The sequence below is a fragment of the Pseudomonas sp. GW531-T4 genome, assembly GCF_017349615.1.
Taxonomy (GTDB): Bacteria; Pseudomonadota; Gammaproteobacteria; order Pseudomonadales; family Pseudomonadaceae; genus Aquipseudomonas; species Aquipseudomonas chlororaphis_I.
On record NZ_JACMZT010000010.1, the window covers coordinates 86,113 to 104,630 of the forward strand.

Here is an 18,518-nt window from a genome sequence, read left to right on the forward strand (position 1 = left end):
CATTATATCGGCCCTGAGCTTGGGGTACAGCGTGTTTATACGATAGAGACGGTCAATTGGACGGCTAACACTGTCAGTTGCGGGAAAAATCGATAAAAGTCCCGACGACTTGCTCGATTTGTGCACGACTGACATCCATATGGGTGACCATCCGCAGCCGCGACGCGGCGCTCAGCCTGATCCCGCGCTCGCCGGCGAATGCCCTGAGGGCCTCTGCCCTGTCCCCCATCGCCACATAGACCATGTTGGTTTGCACCGGCTCGACCTCATAGCCCGCCTCACGCAGCCCCTCGGCCAGCAATCGGGCATTGGCATGGTCGTCGGCCAGACGTGTTACATGCTGATCGAGCGCATACAGGCCCGCCGCGGCCAGGATCCCGGCCTGGCGCATGCCGCCCCCGACCATCTTGCGCAGGCGTCGGGCCTTGCCGATCAGCTCCGCCGAACCGCACAGCACCGAGCCCACCGGCGCGCCCAGCCCCTTGGACAGGCACACCGAGACCGAGTCGAAGTGTTGGGTAATCTCCCGCGCATCGACGCCCAGCTTGACTGCCGCGTTGTACAACCGCGCGCCGTCCAGGTGCAGGGCCAGGCCATGCTCACGGGTAAAGGCTCGGGCCTGTGCCAGATAACTCAACGGCAGCACCTTGCCCTGCATGGTGTTTTCCAGCGCCAGCAGGCGGGTACGGGCAAAGTGGAAATCATCCGGCTTGATCGCCGCGGCGACCTGGGCCAAATCCAGCGAGCCGTCGGCCTGGACTTCCAGCGGCTGGGGCTGGATCGAGCCCAGCACCGCCGCCCCGCCCCCCTCGTACTTATAGGTATGCGCCTGCTGGCCGACGATGTATTCGTCGCCACGCCCACAATGGGCCATCAAGCCCAGCAGGTTGCTCATGGTACCGGTCGGCACGAACAACGCCTCGGCGAACCCGAGGCGCTGCGCCAGTTCGGCCTCCAGGCGGTTGACCGTCGGATCTTCGCCGTAGACATCATCGCCCGTGGCCGCCGTGGCCATTGCCTCCAGCATGCCCGCCGTGGGTTGGGTAACGGTGTCACTGCGAAGATCGATAACGCTCATGAATCAGGCCTCGGCAAGGGGACGCGGACGTCGCTGGGATAAAGAAATTCTTTCGAACTGAATTACTACGGGCACAACCGCGATTTATCAAGGCCCGCCCAGGAAAAGCCCATCGATGGAGATGAAAAACCGATGCTTATCATCCAAAAGCCGCAATGCACTGCCGAAAAATATGTGTTACAAACTCACCGCCGCCGCAAAGCCCGGTGGCAACGTTCTCAGGGCGGGGTGTAATTCCCCACCGGCGGTAATTGCGCGCAATGCGCATAGCCCGCGAGCGCTTGGCGACAGGTACCGTTTCGGCGGCGAATGACGGCAAGGTCAGCAGACCCGGTGTGATCCCGGGGCCGACGGTCATAGTCCGGATGAAGAGAGAACGGGATTGGCGCCAAAGGGCCGTCCACAGACCTGCGCGCGACTGTTTGTGCGCCTGGCCGGTACGTACCCTTAAATCCCTTTCGATTCATAACGCCCTGTTTTTCACACAAACAGGAGTCAGAACAGATGCAACCCACCGCAATCGATAGCAAAAGCAAACAGCATCACGGCGAACGCGTGGCGTTTATCCAGGCCTGCTGGCACAAGGAAATTGTCGACCAGAGCCGCAAAGGTTTCGTCAGCGAAATGCTCGCCCAGGGTTATCAGGAAAGCGATATCGACTTCTTCGAAGTCGGCGGCGCCTTTGAAATTCCACTGCACGCCAAGCTGCTGGCCAAGTCCGGCCGGTATGCCGGCATCGTCGCCGCGGGCCTGGTGGTGGACGGCGGTATCTACCGCCATGAGTTCGTCGCCCAGTCGGTGATCAGCGGCCTGATGCAGGTCCAGCTGGAAACCGAAGTGCCGGTATTCTCGGTGGTCTTGACCCCGCACCACTTCCACGCCGGCGAAGAACATCAGAAATTCTTCTTCGAGCATTTCGTGCACAAGGGCCAGGAAGCGGCGAAGACCTGCGCCGACACCCTGCACAAGACTCGCGCCCTGCGTCGCCCTGAGCAGCGGGTAGCGGTGTAAGCGTCAGACGCTGAAAGCAAAAATCGCGAGCCAGTTCGTTCCTACAGGGATCGAGCTGGCTCGCGATGTTTTTTGTGGCCGCTGCCGCAGGCTGCGATAAGGCCCGCAGGGCCTTCTAATTAACCTCAAAGGCGGCGCCCGCTACGCGGCCCATCGCAGCCTTCGGCAGCAGCTACAGCTCAGGCCAGGCCGTCAGCCGTGGTCGGCACGATCAGGATTCCGGCACGCAGACCGTTCTTCACCTTGGGGTTGGGGAAAATGATCCGCGCACCCTCCTCCTCGACTATCCAGCGGGTCTGGGCGATATCGTCGGCCAACAGGTAACCCACTTCCAGTTCGGAGAAGTTCTCGATATCCGCCGGCAGGTGCAGGTGGAAGGTATCGCTGTGCTTGATGATTTCCCGAGCGACGCTGAACAGCTGCAAGCCATCCAGCTTCTCCTCCGCCATGGGCGGTTCGCGGCCTTCGATGATCTGCTTCAGGCGGGTTTCCAGACGCTCGACATTCACCCCCTGGTTCTGCCCGAACGGCCGGGCCTTGCCCAGTTCCAGGGTGAAAGACTCGGCGTCCAGCTTGTCGTAGGTATAGGAGCTGAACACGATGGACGGCTTGTTCTGCAGCAGCACCGCCTCCATGCCCGCGGCCCGCAGGCGCGCCAGTTCCCGGCGCGAGTGCTGGCGACCTTCCTTCCACGGGTACAGGGCGAACTGCTCGATCTTCGAACCGCGGATCGCCGTGTGCAGGTCGTAGTGCAGGCGGGTACGGTCCGGCAGGCTGAAGAAACTCGCCGCCAGGCGCTCCAGCTCACAGGCGCGCAAAGCCTCGTTACCACTGCTTTGTTCGTGACGGCCGTTGAACAGCCGGTTGATGTCCTGCTCGATGAAGCGTTCGCCGTGGCGCATGGCTTCGGGGTTGCCGAACAGGAACAGAATGCGTGCGCACGGCTTGAGGTCGCCGCGAGCGATGTCATGCAACAGACGGTCGAGCAACTCGATCGGTGCCGTCTCGTTGCCGTGGATGCCGGCGGACAGCAGCAGGTCCATGCCATTGTCCCGCGCCTGGGGTGGCCGGACTTCCAGCGCACCTTCGCTCAGCCAGCGCATCCGCACGCCGTCGACAGTCAGTTGAGTCTTCTCCGCCGGTTCACGACCGGCGAGGGTCAGTTCAAGCAGTTTGCCGAGGGCGAGCATAGAACGTTATTCCTTAATGGTCGTGCTGGCAGTCAGGGCCATGCACGTGATCGTCGTCACCAGCGTCGGCCGGTTCCATTTCCAGTTGCAGACTTACCAGATTAGTCGCCAATGGACGCAGCAGCAGGTTGGCGTACTCTTCGTCGCCTTCCTCGACGTCCACGCCGATCAGCAGCTGGCCGCGGCCGTCCTGCTGGATCCACAGTTCCTTGCCTTGCCACATCACGGCAACGCGGGTGCAGGAAGTTTCCAGTTGAGTGCCGTCGGTGTCTTCAAGAATCAGCTGCAGGGTATCGCTCATTTATTACGCTCTCATCTGGAGGTAAAGCGGCGCGCCTGGATCAGCGGACTCAGGCGCGGGCTTTCAATTGATCTGGAATGGATAAACCGCGCCCAGTTTAAGGATTTGCGTCAGTTCATCCAGTGCCGTCCGGCACTCAAGCAGCAATTGCGGGTCCGCCAGATCGTTTTCGCTCAGGCGGTCGCGGTAGTGCTTGTCGACCCATTGGGTCAGCGTGCCGTACAACGGCGCGGTCATGATAACCCCTGGGTTGACCGCCGCCAGCTCGGTTTGATTGAGCGCGACCCGAAGCCGCAGGCACGCCGGGCCACCGCCGTTCTGCATGCTCTGCTTGAGGTCGAAGACTTTCACCTCGCGGATCAGGCCGCCGGAGCTGGTCAGGCCTTGCAGGTACTGCCAGACGCGCTCGTTGCCGCGGCACTCTTCCGGCACGATCAGCAGCATCGAGCCATCGGCGCGGGACAGCAACTGGCTGTTGAACAGGTAGGAGCGCACCGCGTCTTCCACCGTGACCTGCGAGCGCGGCACGCAGATCGACTGGAAGTTGCCGCCGCGCTTGCCCAGCTTGGCCTGCAGCTCGGCAAGCATCTTGTCGGTCTCGAGGAACGCGTCCTCGTGGTAGAACAGCACTTCGCCGTTACCCACCGCGATCACATCGTTATGGAACACGCCCTGGTCGATCACCGACGGGTTCTGCTGGGCATACACCACCCCGTCGTCGCTCAGGCCGTGCAGCCGGGCGACGGCCTGCGAGGCTTCCAGGGTCTGGCGCGCCGGGTACTTCTGCGGTGCCGAGTAGCGGGTATCGAAGGCACTGCGACCGAAGACGAAGAACTCGACACCGGCCTGGCCATAGTCGCGGCAGAAACGGGTGTGGTTGGCCGCGCCTTCATCGCCGAACTGCGCCACCGCCGGCAACGCCGCGTGATGGGCGAAGTGCTGCGGGTCGGCGAACATCGCCCCCAGTACACGACTGGTGGTCGGGTGTTCGATGCTGCGGTGATATTTGCAGTTCAGGTTGGCGGCGGTGAAATGCACGCGACCGTCAGCGGTGTCGGCGCTCGGGCTGACCGTGGCGGCGTTGGCCACCCACATGCTCGACGCCGAGCAACTGGCGACCAGCAGCGGCATCGCATCCTTGGCGGCACGTTCGATGACCTGCGCATCGCTGCCGGAAAACCCCAGGCGACGCAGGGCGGCCACGTCCGGGCGTTCCTGTGGTGCCAGCACGCCTTGCTGGAAACCCATTTCCATCAGCGCTTTCATTTTCGCCAGGCCCTGCAGCGCGGCTTCCTTGGGGTTGGAAGACTGCTGGCTGTTGCTCTGGGACGCGACGTTGCCGTAGGACAGGCCGCCGTAGTTATGGGTAGGCCCCACTAGACCGTCGAAATTGACTTCATAGGATTTCATCAGCGAGGCTCCACGAGAATCTGTTGTTATAGGCATCGGTATCAGTACATGTCTTGAGGCCGTCGGCGCCCGCTTCGCGGGCGATCGCAGCCTGCGGCAGCGGCTACAGGGTTACCACAACCACCGACGCCCCGCCGCTCTCTGTAGCCGCTTTACAGGCTGCGAAGGTCGCAGGACCTTCCAGCAATCTGCAGCGCAACCCATCACACCAGGCGCACACCCGGCGTCAGCGCGCTCGGCAAGGTCAGGCTTGCGGTTTCCAGCGACGCCACCGGGTACGCGCAGTAATCCGCGGCGTAATAGGCACTGGCGCGATGGTTGCCGGAAGCCCCGACACCGCCGAACGGCGCGCTGCTCGCAGCACCGGTCAACTGCTTGTTCCAGTTGACGATACCGGCCCGGCTTTCCAGCCAGAACTGCTGGTAACGCGCCTCGGAATCCGACAGCAGGCCCGCCGCCAGACCGTACTGGGTGTCGTTGGCCTCGGCGATCGCCGCTTCGAAATCGGCGTAGCGAATCACTTGCAGCAAGGGGCCGAACAGTTCTTCGTCCGGGCGCTCGGCCACGGCGGTCACGTCGAGAATGCCCGGGGTCAGCAGTGCGGCCTGATCCTGCGGCTGGGTCATTTCCAGCAGCGCCACGGCGCCATTGGCCAACAGGTTTTCCTGGGCCTGCATCAACGCGCGGGCAGCGCCAAGGGAAATCACCGAGCCCATGAACGGCGCCGGCTGCTGGTCGAACGCACCGACCTCGATGGTCGAGCTGACCGCTACCAGGCGCTCCAGCAACTGGTCGCCCCAGGCGCCTTGCGGCACCAGCAGGCGGCGCGCGCAGGTGCAACGCTGGCCGGCGGAAATGAAGGCCGACTGGATGATGGTGTAGACCGCCGCGTCCAGGTCCGCGACCTGATCCACCACCAGCGGGTTGTTACCGCCCATCTCCAGCGCGAGGATCTTGTCCGGACGGCCGGCGAACTGCTGGTGCAGGTGATTGCCGGTGCGGCTGGAACCGGTGAAGAACAGACCGTCGATACCCGGGTTGGCGGCCAGGGCGATACCGGTTTCCCGCGCGCCTTGCAGCAGGTTCAACACACCCGCCGGCAGGCCGGCTTCGATCCAGCATTTGACCGTCAGCTCGGCGACTTTCGGGGTCAGCTCGCTGGGCTTGAACAGCACGCTGTTACCCGCCAGCAGGGCAGGAACGATATGACCGTTAGGCAGATGGCCGGGGAAGTTGTAAGGGCCGAACACCGCCACCACGCCGTGGGGCTTGTGCCGCAGTACCGCGGTGGCGTCGCCCAGCGGGCCGCTCTTCTCGCCGGTACGTTCACGGTAGCTCTGCACCGAGATCGCGATCTTGTTGACCATGCTGGTCACTTCGGTGGCGGCTTCCCACAGCGGCTTGCCGGTTTCCTCACCGATGCAGCGGGCCAGTTCGTCGGCATGGCTTTTCAGGCTGGCGGCAAAGGCTTCCAGCACCCCGATCCGCTCGTCCAGCGAACGCCTGGCCCAGGCCGGGAATGCCTGGCGCGCAGCCTGCACCGCACTTTCAACCTGGGCGGCGGTGGCGCCGTTGCCCGACCACAGCACCTGCTGGGTCACCGGATTCAACGACTCAAAGGCTTCGCCCTGGCCTGGCAGCCACTGGCCTGCGATGTACAGCGTGTTCATTATTTCGACTCCCGGGAAGCAGACAGCGCTACGGCACGGACCTGATCGCCCGCATTGAGTTGCAGGCGTTTGGCGGTCAGCGCATCAACCACCAGGGTGCCCGACGCAAAGCGCGCAGGTGCGGCGGTGATCCGGCAGTCCTCGCGCTTGCGGTTGTGAATCAGGAAAGGCGTGGCGTCGTCGCCCGGCGTGCCGATGGCCAGCACCAGCGCCTGGCTGTCGCGCACCGCGCGGATCTTGGCGGTTTCGCACTCCACTGCCGGGCCGGCGTCGAAGATGTCGACGTAACCCTGGTAGCTGAAACCCTCGCTCTTGAGCATGGCCAGCGCCGGCTCGGTATCGGTGTGCACCTTGCCGATCACGTTGCGCGCGCCCTCGGAGAGGAAGCAGGTGTACAGCGGGAACTTCGGCATCAGCTCGGCGATGAACGCCTTGTTGCCCACGCCGGTCAGGTAGTCGGCCTGGCTGAATTCCATCTTGAAAAAGTGCCGGCCCAGGCTTTCCCAGAATGGCGAGCGCCCGGCTTCATCGGACATGCCGCGCATCTCGGCGATGATCTTGTTGCCGAACAGCTGCGGGAATTCGGCGATGAACAGCATGCGCGCCTTGGCCAGCATGCGGCCGTTGAGGCCGGTGCGGTAATCGGCGTGCAGGAACAGCGAACACAACTCGGAATTGCCGGTCAGGTCGTTGGCCAGGAACAGCGTCGGAATCTCGCGGTAGATGTTCAGCTCCTGGGAGGCGCTGACGGTCAGGCCGACCCGGAAGTTGTACCAGGGCTCGCGCAGGCCGACCGCGCCGGCAATCGCGGAAATCCCCACCACGCGGCCGTTGTCGTCCTCGAGCACGAACAGGTAATCCGCATCGCCCCGCTCGGCTTCGCCACGGAAGGTCTTTTCCGCCCAGCCCACGCGGTGTTTCAGACGCTCTTCGTTGGCCGGCAAGGTGGTAAGGCCGGTGCCGGTGCTGCGGGCCAGGTCGATCAGAGCGGGTAAGTCGCTGCTGCGTACGGGACGAACGATCATGCTATCTCCTCAGACGGGCGCCGCTGACGGCCCCCGCGAAACTCGCTTAAGGCGTTAAACCGCCACCAGGCGCACGCTGGCACCTTCGCCGACGCCCAGGGCTTCGGCCGCTTGCAGATCCAGGGTCACCGGTTTGCCCGGCGCGTAATCCAGCTCCAGCATCACCGCGCGGTAATCCTGCAACTGCGCATTGGCGACCAGGTACTGGCGTCCGCCGCCCTTGGCGACCTCACCGATCTTCACCGGCACCACGCGGCTCTGGGCGATCGAACGGATCCCCGAGACCCGGGCGTGCAGGGTCGGGCCACCGTCGAAGATGTCGATGTAATGATCGGTCTCGAAGCCTTCGCGCATCAGGATGTCAAAGGTAATCTGCGCCCGCGGATGCACCTGGCCCATGGCTTCCTGCGCGGCATCCGGCAGCAGCGGCACATAGATCGGGTAGTGCGGCATCAGCTCGGCGAGGAAGGTGCGGCTTTTCAGCCCGCACAGACGCTCGGCGGCGGCGTAGTTGAGGTCGAAGAAGTTACGGCCGATGGCGTCCCAGAACGGCGAGTCGCCGTTCTCGTCGCTGTAGCCGACGATCTCGGTCACCACCGAATCGGCGAACCGCTCCGGGTGGCTGGCGACGAACAGCAGGCGACCGCGGGAATTGAGTTCCGACCATGGCGACCCCACCAGTTCCGGGACCACATAGAAGCTGGTCAGCAGGCTGTTGCCGGTCAGGTCATGGCACTGGGAAAGCACGTGGATCTTGTTGTGGATCTTCAGCTCGCGGGAGGCATGCACGAAGGTCTCGTTACGGAAGCTGTAGAACGGCTCGGAGTAACCGGCCGAAGCAACGATGGCCGAGCAACCGACCAGCTTGCCGGTTTCGGTGTCCTCGAGGACGAAGAAGTAGCTCTCCTCGCCATTGAAGCTCACCTCGGCGGCGAACGAAGCCTCGCTTGCCGCGATCTTGTCGCTCAGGCGTTCCACGTCATCCGGCAAGGAAGTGACACCAATCGGGCTGTCCGCAGCCAGACGCTGTACCTCGCCCAGATCAGCCATTTGCGCGGGGCGCATCACCAGCATGGTGTCACTCCTTACTCGAAACAGGCCGGCCAGGAGGCCGACTCAGGGAAAAAAATGCCGGGACAGCCCGGCACCGAAAATGGGGCTCGACGCTGGCCCTGAGGACAAGTGCCGAGGAGTACCGCGGCCCGAATCAGGCCTGGGTCAGCTTGGCTACCGCACGTTCGAAGCGCTGCAGGCCTTCTTCGATGTCCGCCTCTTCGACCACCAGGCTCGGGGCGAAACGCACCACGTCCGGACCGGCCTGGAGGATCATCAGGTTTTCTTTTTCAGCGGCGTTGAACACGTCCTTGGCCTTGCCTTTCCAGGCATCGCTGAGCACGCAACCGAGCAGCAGGCCCAGGCCACGCACTTCGGTGAACAGGCCGTACTTCTCGCCGATCTGCTGCAGACGGGTCTTGAAGCGATCGTGCTTGGCCTTCACACCGTTCAACACTTCGGGCGTATTGATCACGTCGATCACCGCGCCGGCCACCGCGCATGCCAGCGGGTTGCCACCGTAGGTGGTGCCGTGGGTACCGACCACCAGGTGCTTGGCCAGCGCTTCGGTGGTCAGCATCGCGGCGATCGGGAAACCGCCGCCCAGGCTCTTGGCGCTGGTCAGGATGTCCGGGGTCACGCCGTAGTGCATATAGGCGAACAGCTCGCCGCTGCGGCCCATGCCGGTCTGCACTTCGTCGAACACCAGCAGCGCGTTGTGCGCGTCGCACAGCTCGCGGGCGCCTTGCAGGTAAGCCTTCTCGGCTGGCAACACACCGCCTTCGCCCTGGATCGGCTCCAGTACCACCGCGCAGGTCTTATCCGAAATCGCCGCTTTCAATGCCGCCAGATCGTTGTAGGGAACGTGGGTGATACCGGTGATTTTAGGACCGAAGCCGTCGGAGTACTTCGACTGGCCACCCACGTTCACGGTGAACAGGGTGCGACCGTGGAAGCTGTTGAGAGCCGCGATGATTTCGTATTTTTCCGCGCCAAAACGGTCGAAAGCGACACGACGGGCCAGCTTGAAGGCGGCCTCGTTGGCTTCGGCGCCGGAGTTGCAGAAGAACGCGCGCTCGGCAAAGGTGGCGTCGACCAGCTTGTGGGCCAGGCGCAGGGCCGGCTCGTTGGTGAAGACGTTGGATACATGCCACAACTTGTTGGCTTGCTCGGTCAGAGCAGCGACCAGCGCCGGATGGGCGTGGCCCAGTACGTTGACCGCGATCCCGCCGGCAAAGTCGATCAGCTCTCGGCCCGACTGATCCCAGACTCGGGAACCCGCGCCACGCACAGGAATGAAAGCTGCAGGTGCATAGTTGGGAACCATGACCTGATCGAAATCGGCGCGTTGCACCGGAGCTTGCTCAACGGACATCGGAGTCTCCTGAAGAGGAACGCCTGCCTGAAACTGGCGAGCGATGGGGGGATTGTAAGGACAGTTTTCTGCCCGGCCTTGTCGCCAAGCGACAACTTCTTATAGCGCCAACCCCGGTTTTACGCGGGTTTACGGCAATGCGACAAATAGCGTCGCAAAGGCGCAGTTTAAACTGCTGGAGGCTTTAACGGCAGGATTGTCCAACGATTTGCGCCTGGCGTGACGACGCCATCGCGAGCAAGCTTCGCTCCAACACGGAACGCATTCTTGTGTAGGAGCGAAGCTTGCTCGCGATAAAAATCTGACAGACAAAACGAAGAGGCGAATCAACCGCGCTCGGAAGGTACCGAAGACAGCTCGAACGGGCTGCTGCTGCGCCGCTGGTTGCGGTCTTCCCGCGGTGTGGCGCCGAAGAAGTTGCGGTAGGCGCTGGAGAAGTGTGGCCCCGAGGAGAAACCGCAGGACAGGCCGATCTGGATGATCGACTTGCTGGTCTGCATCAGCATCTGCCGCGCCTTGTTCAGGCGCAGCTCCAGGTAATACTGGCTCGGCACGCGATTGAGGTATTGCTTGAAGATCCGCTCCAGCTGCCGACGCGAGACGCACACATGCTGGGCGATCTCGTCGGTGGTCAGCGGCTCCTCGATATTGGCCTCCATCAGCAGTACCGCCTGGGTCAGCTTCGGGTGGCTGGAACCCAGGCGGTTCTGCAACGGAATGCGCTGGCGCTCGCCACCTTCGCGGATACGCTCGACCACCAGCTCTTCCGAGACCGCGCCGGCCAATTCCGCGCCGTGGTCACGGGCCAGCACCGCCAGCAACAGATCCAGCACCGACATTCCGCCGCACGCCGTCAGGCGATCGCGATCCCAATCGAACAGATGGCTGGTGGCGATGACCTTGGGGAAGCGCTCGGCGAAATCGTCCTGCCAGCGCCAGTGCACCGCAGCCCGATAACCGTCGAGCAACCCCAGCTGCGCCAAGGGATACACACCGGCAGACAAACCACCAATCACACAGCCGGCGCGCACCAGTTGCTTGAGCGCACTGCTCAGGGCCGGCGCCAGGGTGGCAGGTGGCTCATCGGCCAGCAGGAACAGTTTCTGGCAGCCTTCGAGCTTGCCCGACCAAGGTTCGCCCGGCAGTTGCCAGGCGCCGTCGGCCGGCGCCTCGGCCTGCAGGAAGGCCAGTTCGTAGACCACTTCCGGATGCACGCGCTGAGCGACACGCAAGGCCTCCTCGGCCAGCGCCAGCGTCAAGGCTTTAGTGCTGGGCCAAATCAGGAAACCAATTCGATGGGCAGTCATGGCGGGCAATCCGAAACGAAAACAGTGTTAGAGACCAAAGGCGGCTGCAACCAAATTAGACCATCTGGCGCGCGGTGCGCAGCATGACCTAATTTGGTGCGTTACGGGAGTGATTTACTTCAGACTGCCCGAGAGGAATTGTTGCAAACGTTCCGATTGCGGATTGACCAGCACTTCGCGCGGGTTGCCGCTTTCTTCCACCAGGCCCTTGTGCAGGAATATCAGCTGGTTCGAGACTTCACGGGCAAAGCCCATTTCGTGGGTCACCACCACCATGGTCCGGCCTTCCTGGGCCAGGGCCTGCATCACTTTCAGCACGTCGCCCACCAGCTCGGGGTCGAGCGCCGAAGTCGGTTCATCGAACAGCATGACCTCAGGCTCCATCGCCAGCGCACGGGCGATCGCCACGCGCTGCTGCTCGCCACCGGACATATGGCCCGGGTAGGCATCCTTGCGATGCGCCACGCCGACCTTGGCCAGGTAGTGCTCGGCCTTTGCACGGGCTTCGGCCTTGGGTACGCCGAGCACATGCACCGGCGCTTCCATGATGTTTTCGATGGCGGTCATGTGCGACCACAGGTTGAAGTGCTGGAACACCATCGACAGGCGCGAACGCATGCGTTGCAGCTGTTTTGGATCCGCCGCCTTCAGCGCTCCATCCTTGTTCGCCACCAGCTTCAACTCTTCGTTGTTCAGCAGGATCTTGCCGGCGTGCGGCTGCTCCAGCAGGTTGATGCAGCGCAGGAAGGTGGATTTGCCGGAGCCACTGGAGCCGATGATGCTGATCACATCGCCAGCCGCCGCTTTCAGGGACACGCCCTTGAGCACTTCGTGACTGCCATAGCGTTTATGCAGGTCTTGGACTTCAAGTTTGTACATGCTGTCGGTTCTCACAAAAGCAGTCAGTCGTTGAGCAAGCGCCCGTGCCGCAGCGCTTCGCGCCCCGCCACCTTGGCCAGCCAGAAACCGGGTTGGGCGTAACGCAGCCGCTCAACGGCGAACAACACGCCGCTGGTGCCAGCACACAGGGTGCTGACCCGATCGGATAAGGGATCAATCACTTCAAAAATCGGCTCGCCCTTCTCCACCCAGCTACCGGCCGGACGCAGAAAACTCACCACGCCGGGATGCGGCGCAAACAACAATTCGGTGCCTTCGAAAGGCATGGCTTCGCACGCTTCATGCTGCGCCGCCGGCCACTCGCCCGCAATCAGTCCCTGCTCGGCGAGGAACGCCAGGATGCCTTCGGCATGCGCCTCGGCTTGCGGGCGACCGGTGTCGGCCTGACCGCCCAGCTCAAGGGTGGTCGCCAGGCAGGCCAGCGGAATCTGTGCCTGCGGGAACTGGCGCGCCAGGCGCAGCCAGGGCAGCGAACAGGCTTCGTCGAACGAGCTGCCGCCGGAGTCTTCCGCCAGCAGGCCGACCCGCACATTCAGATGGGCCGCCAGGGAGCGCCACTGCGGCCAATGCTGCGGCAAGGCGTACATATGCAGCGCCGCTTCCGTATCGCAGTGCAGGTCCAGTACCACGTCCGCGGTGCAGGCGTGGCTCAGGAGGATGCGCTGCATGCCTTGCAGCTGGCTCGATGGCGCCGGCAGTTCGGCCAGCACATCGCTCATGGCCTGGCGAATCATCTGGATATTGGCGTGCGGGTCATCCCCCAGGCATCCATCCAGACGGGCCGCGACCGGCGCACTCAGCTCGACGAAATCGCGGTTGAAGTTCTTGCCGCTGCCAGCCTCGAACCGCCCCTGATGATTGCCCTGCAACAGTTGCCCCAGCCCCATCGGGTTGGCCACCGGCACCAGTTCGATCACGCCATTCAGCGCGCCCTGGGCTTCCAGTTCGGCCAGGCGCTTTTTCAGCTCCCAGGCGGTGCGCATCCCAGGCAGTTCGTCCGCATGCAGGCTGGCCTGGATATAGGCCCTGCGCTCGCCGCGACCGAAACGGAACACCGAGACCTTCCGCTCGCTGCCCAGGTGGCTCCACGGCAATGCGTGGTCAATGCGTTCCATATCAGTGCTTCCGCGGCGCCAGGTAGCGCAGCCAGCGGCCTTCGGCCAGCTTGAACAGGCGCACCAGGATAAAGGTCAGGCACAGGTAGAACACGCCGGCGGTGATGTAGGCCTCGAACGGCAGGTAGTACTGCGCGTTGACCGTACGGGCCGCACCGGTGATGTCGATCAGGGTCACGATGGAGGCCAGACTGGTGGTCTGCAACATCATGATCACTTCGTTGCTGTACTGCGGCAGCGCCCGGCGCAGGGCCGAGGGCAGCAGGATGCGGGCATACATCTTGTAGCGCGACATGCCCATGGCCTTGGCCGCCTCGATCTCACCGTTCGGCGTGGCCTTGAGGCTGCCGGCGATGATTTCCGCGGTATAGGCGCTGGTGTTGATGGCGAACGCCAGGCACGCACAGAAGGTCGCGCTGGACAGCCACGGCCAGAGGAAGCTTTTGCGCACCACATCGAACTGCGCCAGGCCGTAGTAGATCAGGAACAGCTGCACCAGCATCGGCGTGCCGCGGATCACATAGGTGTAGAGCCAGGCGCTGAGGTTGACGATCGGCTGCTTGGACACCCGCATCAGCCCCAGGGGCAGCGCCACCAGCAGACCGAAGAACAGCGACAGGGCCAAGAGTTTCAGGGTGGTCAGCAAGCCACTGAAATACAGCGGCAAGGCCTCATAGATGACGTTGTAGTCGAAGATCATAGATCAGCCGCCCTTACGCCTACCGAGTAGCGCTTCTCAAGGTGACGCAATGCCAGCAACGAGACACTGGTGATCACCAGGTACATCGCCGCCACCGCGAGGAAGAAGGTGAAAGGCTCGCGGGTGGCGTCAGCCGCCTGCTTGGCCTTGAACATCATGTCTTGCAGGCCCACCACCGAAATCAGCGCGGTGGCCTTGGTCAGCACCAGCCAGTTGTTGGTGAAGCCTGGAATCGCCAGACGGATCATCTGCGGCACCAGCACCCGGAAGAACACCTGGAAGCTGTTCATGCCGTAGGCCATGCCCGCTTCCGCCTGCCCCTTGGGGATCGCCATGAAGGCACCGCGGAAGGTTTCCGACAGGTAGGCACCGAAGATGAAGCCCAGGGTGCCGATACCGGCGGCCAGCGGGTTCAGGTCGATGTAGTCGTCGTAACCCAGCATGGGCGCGACACGGTTGAGCAGGTCCTGGCCGCCGTAGAAGATCAGCAGGATCAGCACCAGGTCGGGAATCCCGCGGATCACCGTGGAATACAGATCGCCCAGCCACGCCAGCCAGCGCACCGGCGAGAGGCGCAGCGCGACCCCGATCAGACCCAGAACGATGGCCAGGGCCATGGACGACAAGGCAAGCTGAAGCGTCAGCCAAGCGCCATCGAGGATGACAGCCCCGTAGCCTTTCAACATGATTCAGGTCCTCGAAAATTGGGATGAAAAAATGGCGCAAACTTCAGAGATTCTGCTGCTTGCGCCATCTCGGACTTGCTGACTCGACGATTTACTGGCCGTAAATGTCGAAATCGAAGTACTTGTCCTGGATTTGCTTGTACTTGCCGTTCTCGCGAATGGCAGCGATCGCACCGGTGATCTTGTCTTTCAGCGCATCGCCCTTGCGTACAGCGATACCCACGCCGTCGCCGAAGTATTTGGTGTCGGTGAACGCCGGGCCGACGAACGCGAAGCCTTTGCCGGCGTCGGTTTTCAGGAAGCCGTCGTTCAACAGGGTAGCGTCCGCCACGGTGCCATCGAGGCGACCGGCCGCGACGTCCAGGTAGATCTCGTTCTGCGAGCCGTATGGCTTGATCTCGGCACCCAGCGGAGCCAGCACTTCACGGGCGAAACGCTCGTGGATCGAACCGCGCTGCACACCAATGTTCTTGCCCTTGAGCTCGGCCAGGCCGTCGCTGACCTGGGTACCGGCCTTCATGACCAGGCGCGCAGGGGTGTTGTAGTACTTGCCGGTGAAGTCCACGGACTTCTTGCGGTCGTCGGTGATCGACATTGACGACAGGATCGCATCGATCTTGCGCACCTTGAGTGCAGGGATCAGGCCGTCGAACTCCTGCTCGACCCACACGCACTTGACCTTCATTTCTTCGCACAAGGCGTTGCCGATGTCGTAGTCGAAACCAACGATGCTGCCGTCCGGAGCCTTGGAGGCGAATGGAGGGTAAGCCGCTTCTATACCAATTTTCAGAGGCTTTTCATCGGCGAATGTCGGCAGGGAAAGTACGGAGGACAGTGCCAGGGCGCCAAGAAGCACGAGTTTCTTCATCTTAGGACTCCATCGGTAAAGGGCGAAAACGGCAGAGTGAGCGACAGCCCAATATGCGAATGGGTGGAACCTGATAGCGGTGCTGCGTCCTTGAGGACCTGGCCATGAACCCCATGCGGGTTTCCGGCAGGCTACGACGAGCGAGTGATCGGCATTCTAACGACAGGCCCGAAGCCGATATTTCCTCAATGCGACAACAAATTACAGAAGCACTGAGAAACCAGGTCGAGCACATTGACAGCTCTTCAAGTTTATGCAAGAGCAAAAGACGATAAACCTATCTACGTTGCAAATTGCGGGCCTATTATTCGCAAAGCCTTCTATTCCGGCAAGCGCAGCGTTATGACTTATTTTTTGCAGGCCCCGAAAAGGCCCTGAAACGGGGCCTGGCGTTTCTCATTGCCCCGAATCCGGGCAGCGGGTTACACATTCCCTGCTGCCGGTAACATTCAGATACGCCTGATGGACATACCGATATTTATTCGATCGAAAAGCCGCTACCCGTAGCCGCTGCCGCAGGCTGCGATAAGGCCCGGAGGGCCTTCAAGAGCGCGTCTCCTGCGGAGCCGATCGCAGCCTTCGGCAGCGGCTACAGGAGGCGGCAGTAGCGCTCACAAAAAAGCCCCGCCCGGCACAAGGCCGGGCGGGGCTTTCACTGAGACCGATTCGCCTTAGGCGACGTTCATGGTCTTGTGGGTATCGACCAGATGCTGCACCACGCCCGGGTCGGCCAGCGTGGAGATATCCCCCAGGCTGTCATATTCCGCGGTGGCGATCTTGCGCAGGATACGGCGCATGATCTTCCCGGAACGGGTCTTCGGCAGCCCCGGCGCCCACTGGATGACATCCGGCGAGGCAATCGGACCGATCTCCTTGCGCACCCAGTTCTTCAGTTCCAGGCGCAGTGCTTCGCTCGGCTCTTCGCCGCCGTTGAGGGTGACGTAGACATAGATGCCCTGCCCCTTGATGTCGTGGGGCACACCGACCACCGCCGCTTCGGCGACTTTCGGGTGTGCGACCATGGCGCTTTCGATTTCGGCAGTCCCCATGCGGTGGCCGGAGACGTTGAGCACGTCATCCACCCGCCCGGTGATCCACCAGTAGCCGTCTTCATCGCGACGGGCCCCGTCACCGGTGAAGTACATGCCACGGAAGGTCTTGAAGTAGGTATCGACGAAACGATCGTGGTCGCCATACAGGGTGCGCGCCTGGCCTGGCCACGAATCGAGGATCACCAGGTTGCCTTCGGCGGCGCCCTCGATGATGTTGCCCAGGTTGTCCACCAGCGCCGGCACCACACCAAAGAACGGACGAGCCGCCGAACCCGGCTTGAGGGCATGGGCGCCCGGCAGCGGGCTCATCAGGGTCGCGCCGGTCTCGGTCTGCCACCAGGTATCGACGATCGGGCAACGGGATTGACCGACGTTCTTGTAGTACCAGTCCCAGGCTTCCGGGTTGATCGGCTCACCCACCGAACCCAGCAGGCGCAGGCTGCTGCCATCGGCACCTTCGCAGGCGGCGCTACCCGAGGCCATCATGGCGCGGATCGCGGTCGGCGCGGTGTAGAGGATATTGACCTTGTGCTTGTCGACGATCTTCGCCACGCGGGTCACGTCCGGATAGTTCGGCACGCCCTCGAACAGCACGGTGGTCGCGCCATTGGCCAGCGGGCCATAGACGATATAGGTATGGCCGGTGACCCAGCCGACGTCGGCGGTGCACCAGTAGATTTCCCCCGGACGGTAATCGAACACGCGCTCGTGGGTCAGGGCCGCATACAGCAGGTAGCCGCCAGTGGTGTGCTGCACGCCTTTGGGCTTACCGGTGGAACCGGAGGTATAAAGGATGAACAGCGCTTCCTCGGCGCCCATTTCTTTTGGTGCGCAGACGGTACCGGCCACCTTCATCAAGTCTTCGTACCAGATGTCGCGATGCTGGTTCCACTTGATCTGGCCATTGGTGCGCTTGCACACGATGACCTTCTGGATGCTGCTGGTTTCCGGGTTGGTCAGCGCGTCGTCGACATTGGCCTTGAGCGGAATCTTCTTGCCCGCACGGATGCCTTCGTCAGCGGTGATCACCACCTTGGACTTGCAGTCGATGATGCGGCCGGCCAGTGCTTCCGGCGAGAAGCCGCCGAACACCACCGAGTGAATCGCACCGATCCGGGTACAGGCCAGCATGGCGACCACGGCCTCGGGGATCATCGGCATATAGATAGTCACCACGTCGCCGCGGTGCACGTCCTGGCCACGCAGGGCGTTGGCGAACTTGCAGACTTGTTCGTGCAGTTCGCGGTAGGTGATGTTGCGGCTTTCGGAAGGATCGTCGCCCTCCCAGATGATCGCGATCTGATCGCCGCGCTCGGCCAGGTGGCGATCCAGGCAGTTGTAGGAGACGTTGAGGGTGCCGTCGGCAAACCACTTGATATCGACATGGTGATCGTCGAAGGAGGTCTGCTTCACCGTGGTGAAAGGCTTGATCCAGTCGAGGCGCTTGGCTTGTTCGCGCCAGAAGCCGTCCGGGTTGACGACCGACTGCTGGTACATGGCCTTGTAGGTCGCCTCGTCAGTCAGCGTGTTGGCCGCAACCTCGGGACGAACGGGATACAGAGAAGCCGCACTCATCTTTCTTACCTCGGTGACATAGTTGTTGTTGTATGACCCCGTTGTAGCCGGGGCGGGCCTATAGAACCATTCGACGATGGTAGTAACAACCCCCGGCCACTCCCCCTGAAAAGTGCTTTAGCCCTTCTATTACGGTACTTGCAGCAGCTTCTGCGGCAAGTAGCAGACCGCTGCCAGGCCACTGGGGGTCGTTTTTTCCGGG

At 62.5% G+C, this 18,518-nt stretch carries 16 protein-coding genes and 1 riboswitch; of the genes, 1 reads left to right on the forward strand and 15 read right to left on the reverse strand.

From position 1 onward, the window contains the following. Positions 1 to 73: 73 nt before the first annotated feature. Complete coding sequence (ltaE, locus tag J4D28_RS10650; RefSeq protein WP_016702531.1) at positions 74 to 1,078, reverse strand: low-specificity L-threonine aldolase; 1,005 nt, start codon at positions 1,076 to 1,078, stop codon at positions 74 to 76. A 210-nt stretch (positions 1,079 to 1,288) separates the two neighbouring features. Then, positions 1,289 to 1,460: riboswitch (FMN riboswitch) on the forward strand. 122 nt (positions 1,461 to 1,582) lie between these two features. Here ltaE and J4D28_RS10655 point away from each other — a divergent pair. Next, entirely contained in the window at positions 1,583 to 2,089 is a 507-nt protein-coding gene (locus tag J4D28_RS10655; RefSeq protein ID WP_007921563.1) for a 6,7-dimethyl-8-ribityllumazine synthase, read from the forward strand. Between the two features lie 179 nt (positions 2,090 to 2,268). On the opposite strand, the gene astE is transcribed toward J4D28_RS10655, so the two are convergent. From astE to acs, 14 genes are all read right to left on the reverse strand, one after another. Further along, positions 2,269 to 3,279, reverse strand: a complete 1,011-nt coding sequence (gene astE / locus J4D28_RS10660) for a succinylglutamate desuccinylase (protein ID WP_009050321.1) — start codon at positions 3,277 to 3,279, stop codon at positions 2,269 to 2,271. A gap of 13 nt (positions 3,280 to 3,292) precedes the next feature. Further along, on the reverse strand, positions 3,293 to 3,580 hold the full coding sequence (locus J4D28_RS10665) for a hypothetical protein (RefSeq protein ID WP_007921560.1): 288 nt from the start codon (positions 3,578 to 3,580) through the stop codon (positions 3,293 to 3,295). A 63-nt stretch (positions 3,581 to 3,643) separates the two neighbouring features. Continuing rightward, positions 3,644 to 4,990 carry an N-succinylarginine dihydrolase gene (astB, locus tag J4D28_RS10670; protein WP_103330923.1) on the reverse strand — a complete coding sequence of 449 codons (1,347 nt, stop codon included), beginning with the start codon at positions 4,988 to 4,990 and terminating at the stop codon, positions 3,644 to 3,646. Between the two features lie 203 nt (positions 4,991 to 5,193). Next, the gene (gene astD, locus J4D28_RS10675) at positions 5,194 to 6,663 is read right to left on the reverse strand and encodes a succinylglutamate-semialdehyde dehydrogenase (RefSeq protein WP_164485477.1); all 1,470 of its coding nucleotides are present in this window, start codon (positions 6,661 to 6,663) and stop codon (positions 5,194 to 5,196) included. Next, entirely contained in the window at positions 6,660 to 7,685 is a 1,026-nt protein-coding gene (astA, locus tag J4D28_RS10680) for an arginine N-succinyltransferase (RefSeq protein WP_007921553.1), read from the reverse strand. Before astA ends, astD begins: the two co-directional genes overlap by 4 nt. Before the next feature lie 54 nt (positions 7,686 to 7,739). After that, a complete protein-coding gene (gene aruF, locus J4D28_RS10685) occupies positions 7,740 to 8,759 on the reverse strand; it encodes an arginine/ornithine succinyltransferase subunit alpha (protein WP_007921551.1) in 1,020 nt (339 codons plus the stop codon). Between the two features lie 133 nt (positions 8,760 to 8,892). Continuing rightward, positions 8,893 to 10,113 (reverse strand): aspartate aminotransferase family protein, encoded by a 1,221-nt coding sequence (locus J4D28_RS10690; protein ID WP_009050325.1) that lies wholly within the window; start codon positions 10,111 to 10,113, stop codon positions 8,893 to 8,895. A 326-nt stretch (positions 10,114 to 10,439) separates the two neighbouring features. Then, complete coding sequence (gene argR / locus J4D28_RS10695) at positions 10,440 to 11,420, reverse strand: transcriptional regulator ArgR (protein WP_009045160.1); 981 nt, start codon at positions 11,418 to 11,420, stop codon at positions 10,440 to 10,442. Between the two features lie 114 nt (positions 11,421 to 11,534). Beyond that, positions 11,535 to 12,299 carry an ABC transporter ATP-binding protein gene (locus tag J4D28_RS10700; RefSeq protein ID WP_009045161.1) on the reverse strand — a complete coding sequence of 255 codons (765 nt, stop codon included), beginning with the start codon at positions 12,297 to 12,299 and terminating at the stop codon, positions 11,535 to 11,537. Between the two features lie 23 nt (positions 12,300 to 12,322). After that, positions 12,323 to 13,435, reverse strand: coding sequence for a succinylglutamate desuccinylase/aspartoacylase family protein (locus tag J4D28_RS10705; RefSeq protein WP_103330925.1), 1,113 nt, complete (start codon positions 13,433 to 13,435; stop codon positions 12,323 to 12,325). A 1-nt stretch (position 13,436) separates the two neighbouring features. Then, positions 13,437 to 14,135 carry an ABC transporter permease gene (locus tag J4D28_RS10710; protein ID WP_009050328.1) on the reverse strand — a complete coding sequence of 233 codons (699 nt, stop codon included), beginning with the start codon at positions 14,133 to 14,135 and terminating at the stop codon, positions 13,437 to 13,439. After that, positions 14,132 to 14,821, reverse strand: a complete 690-nt coding sequence (locus J4D28_RS10715) for an ABC transporter permease (protein ID WP_007921541.1) — start codon at positions 14,819 to 14,821, stop codon at positions 14,132 to 14,134. Before J4D28_RS10715 ends, J4D28_RS10710 begins: the two co-directional genes overlap by 4 nt. Before the next feature lie 91 nt (positions 14,822 to 14,912). Next, entirely contained in the window at positions 14,913 to 15,689 is a 777-nt protein-coding gene (locus tag J4D28_RS10720) for an ABC transporter substrate-binding protein (protein WP_009050329.1), read from the reverse strand. Positions 15,690 to 16,360: 671 nt separating this feature from the next. Continuing rightward, complete coding sequence (gene acs / locus J4D28_RS10725) at positions 16,361 to 18,316, reverse strand: acetate--CoA ligase (protein ID WP_009050330.1); 1,956 nt, start codon at positions 18,314 to 18,316, stop codon at positions 16,361 to 16,363. Positions 18,317 to 18,518: the final 202 nt, after the last annotated feature.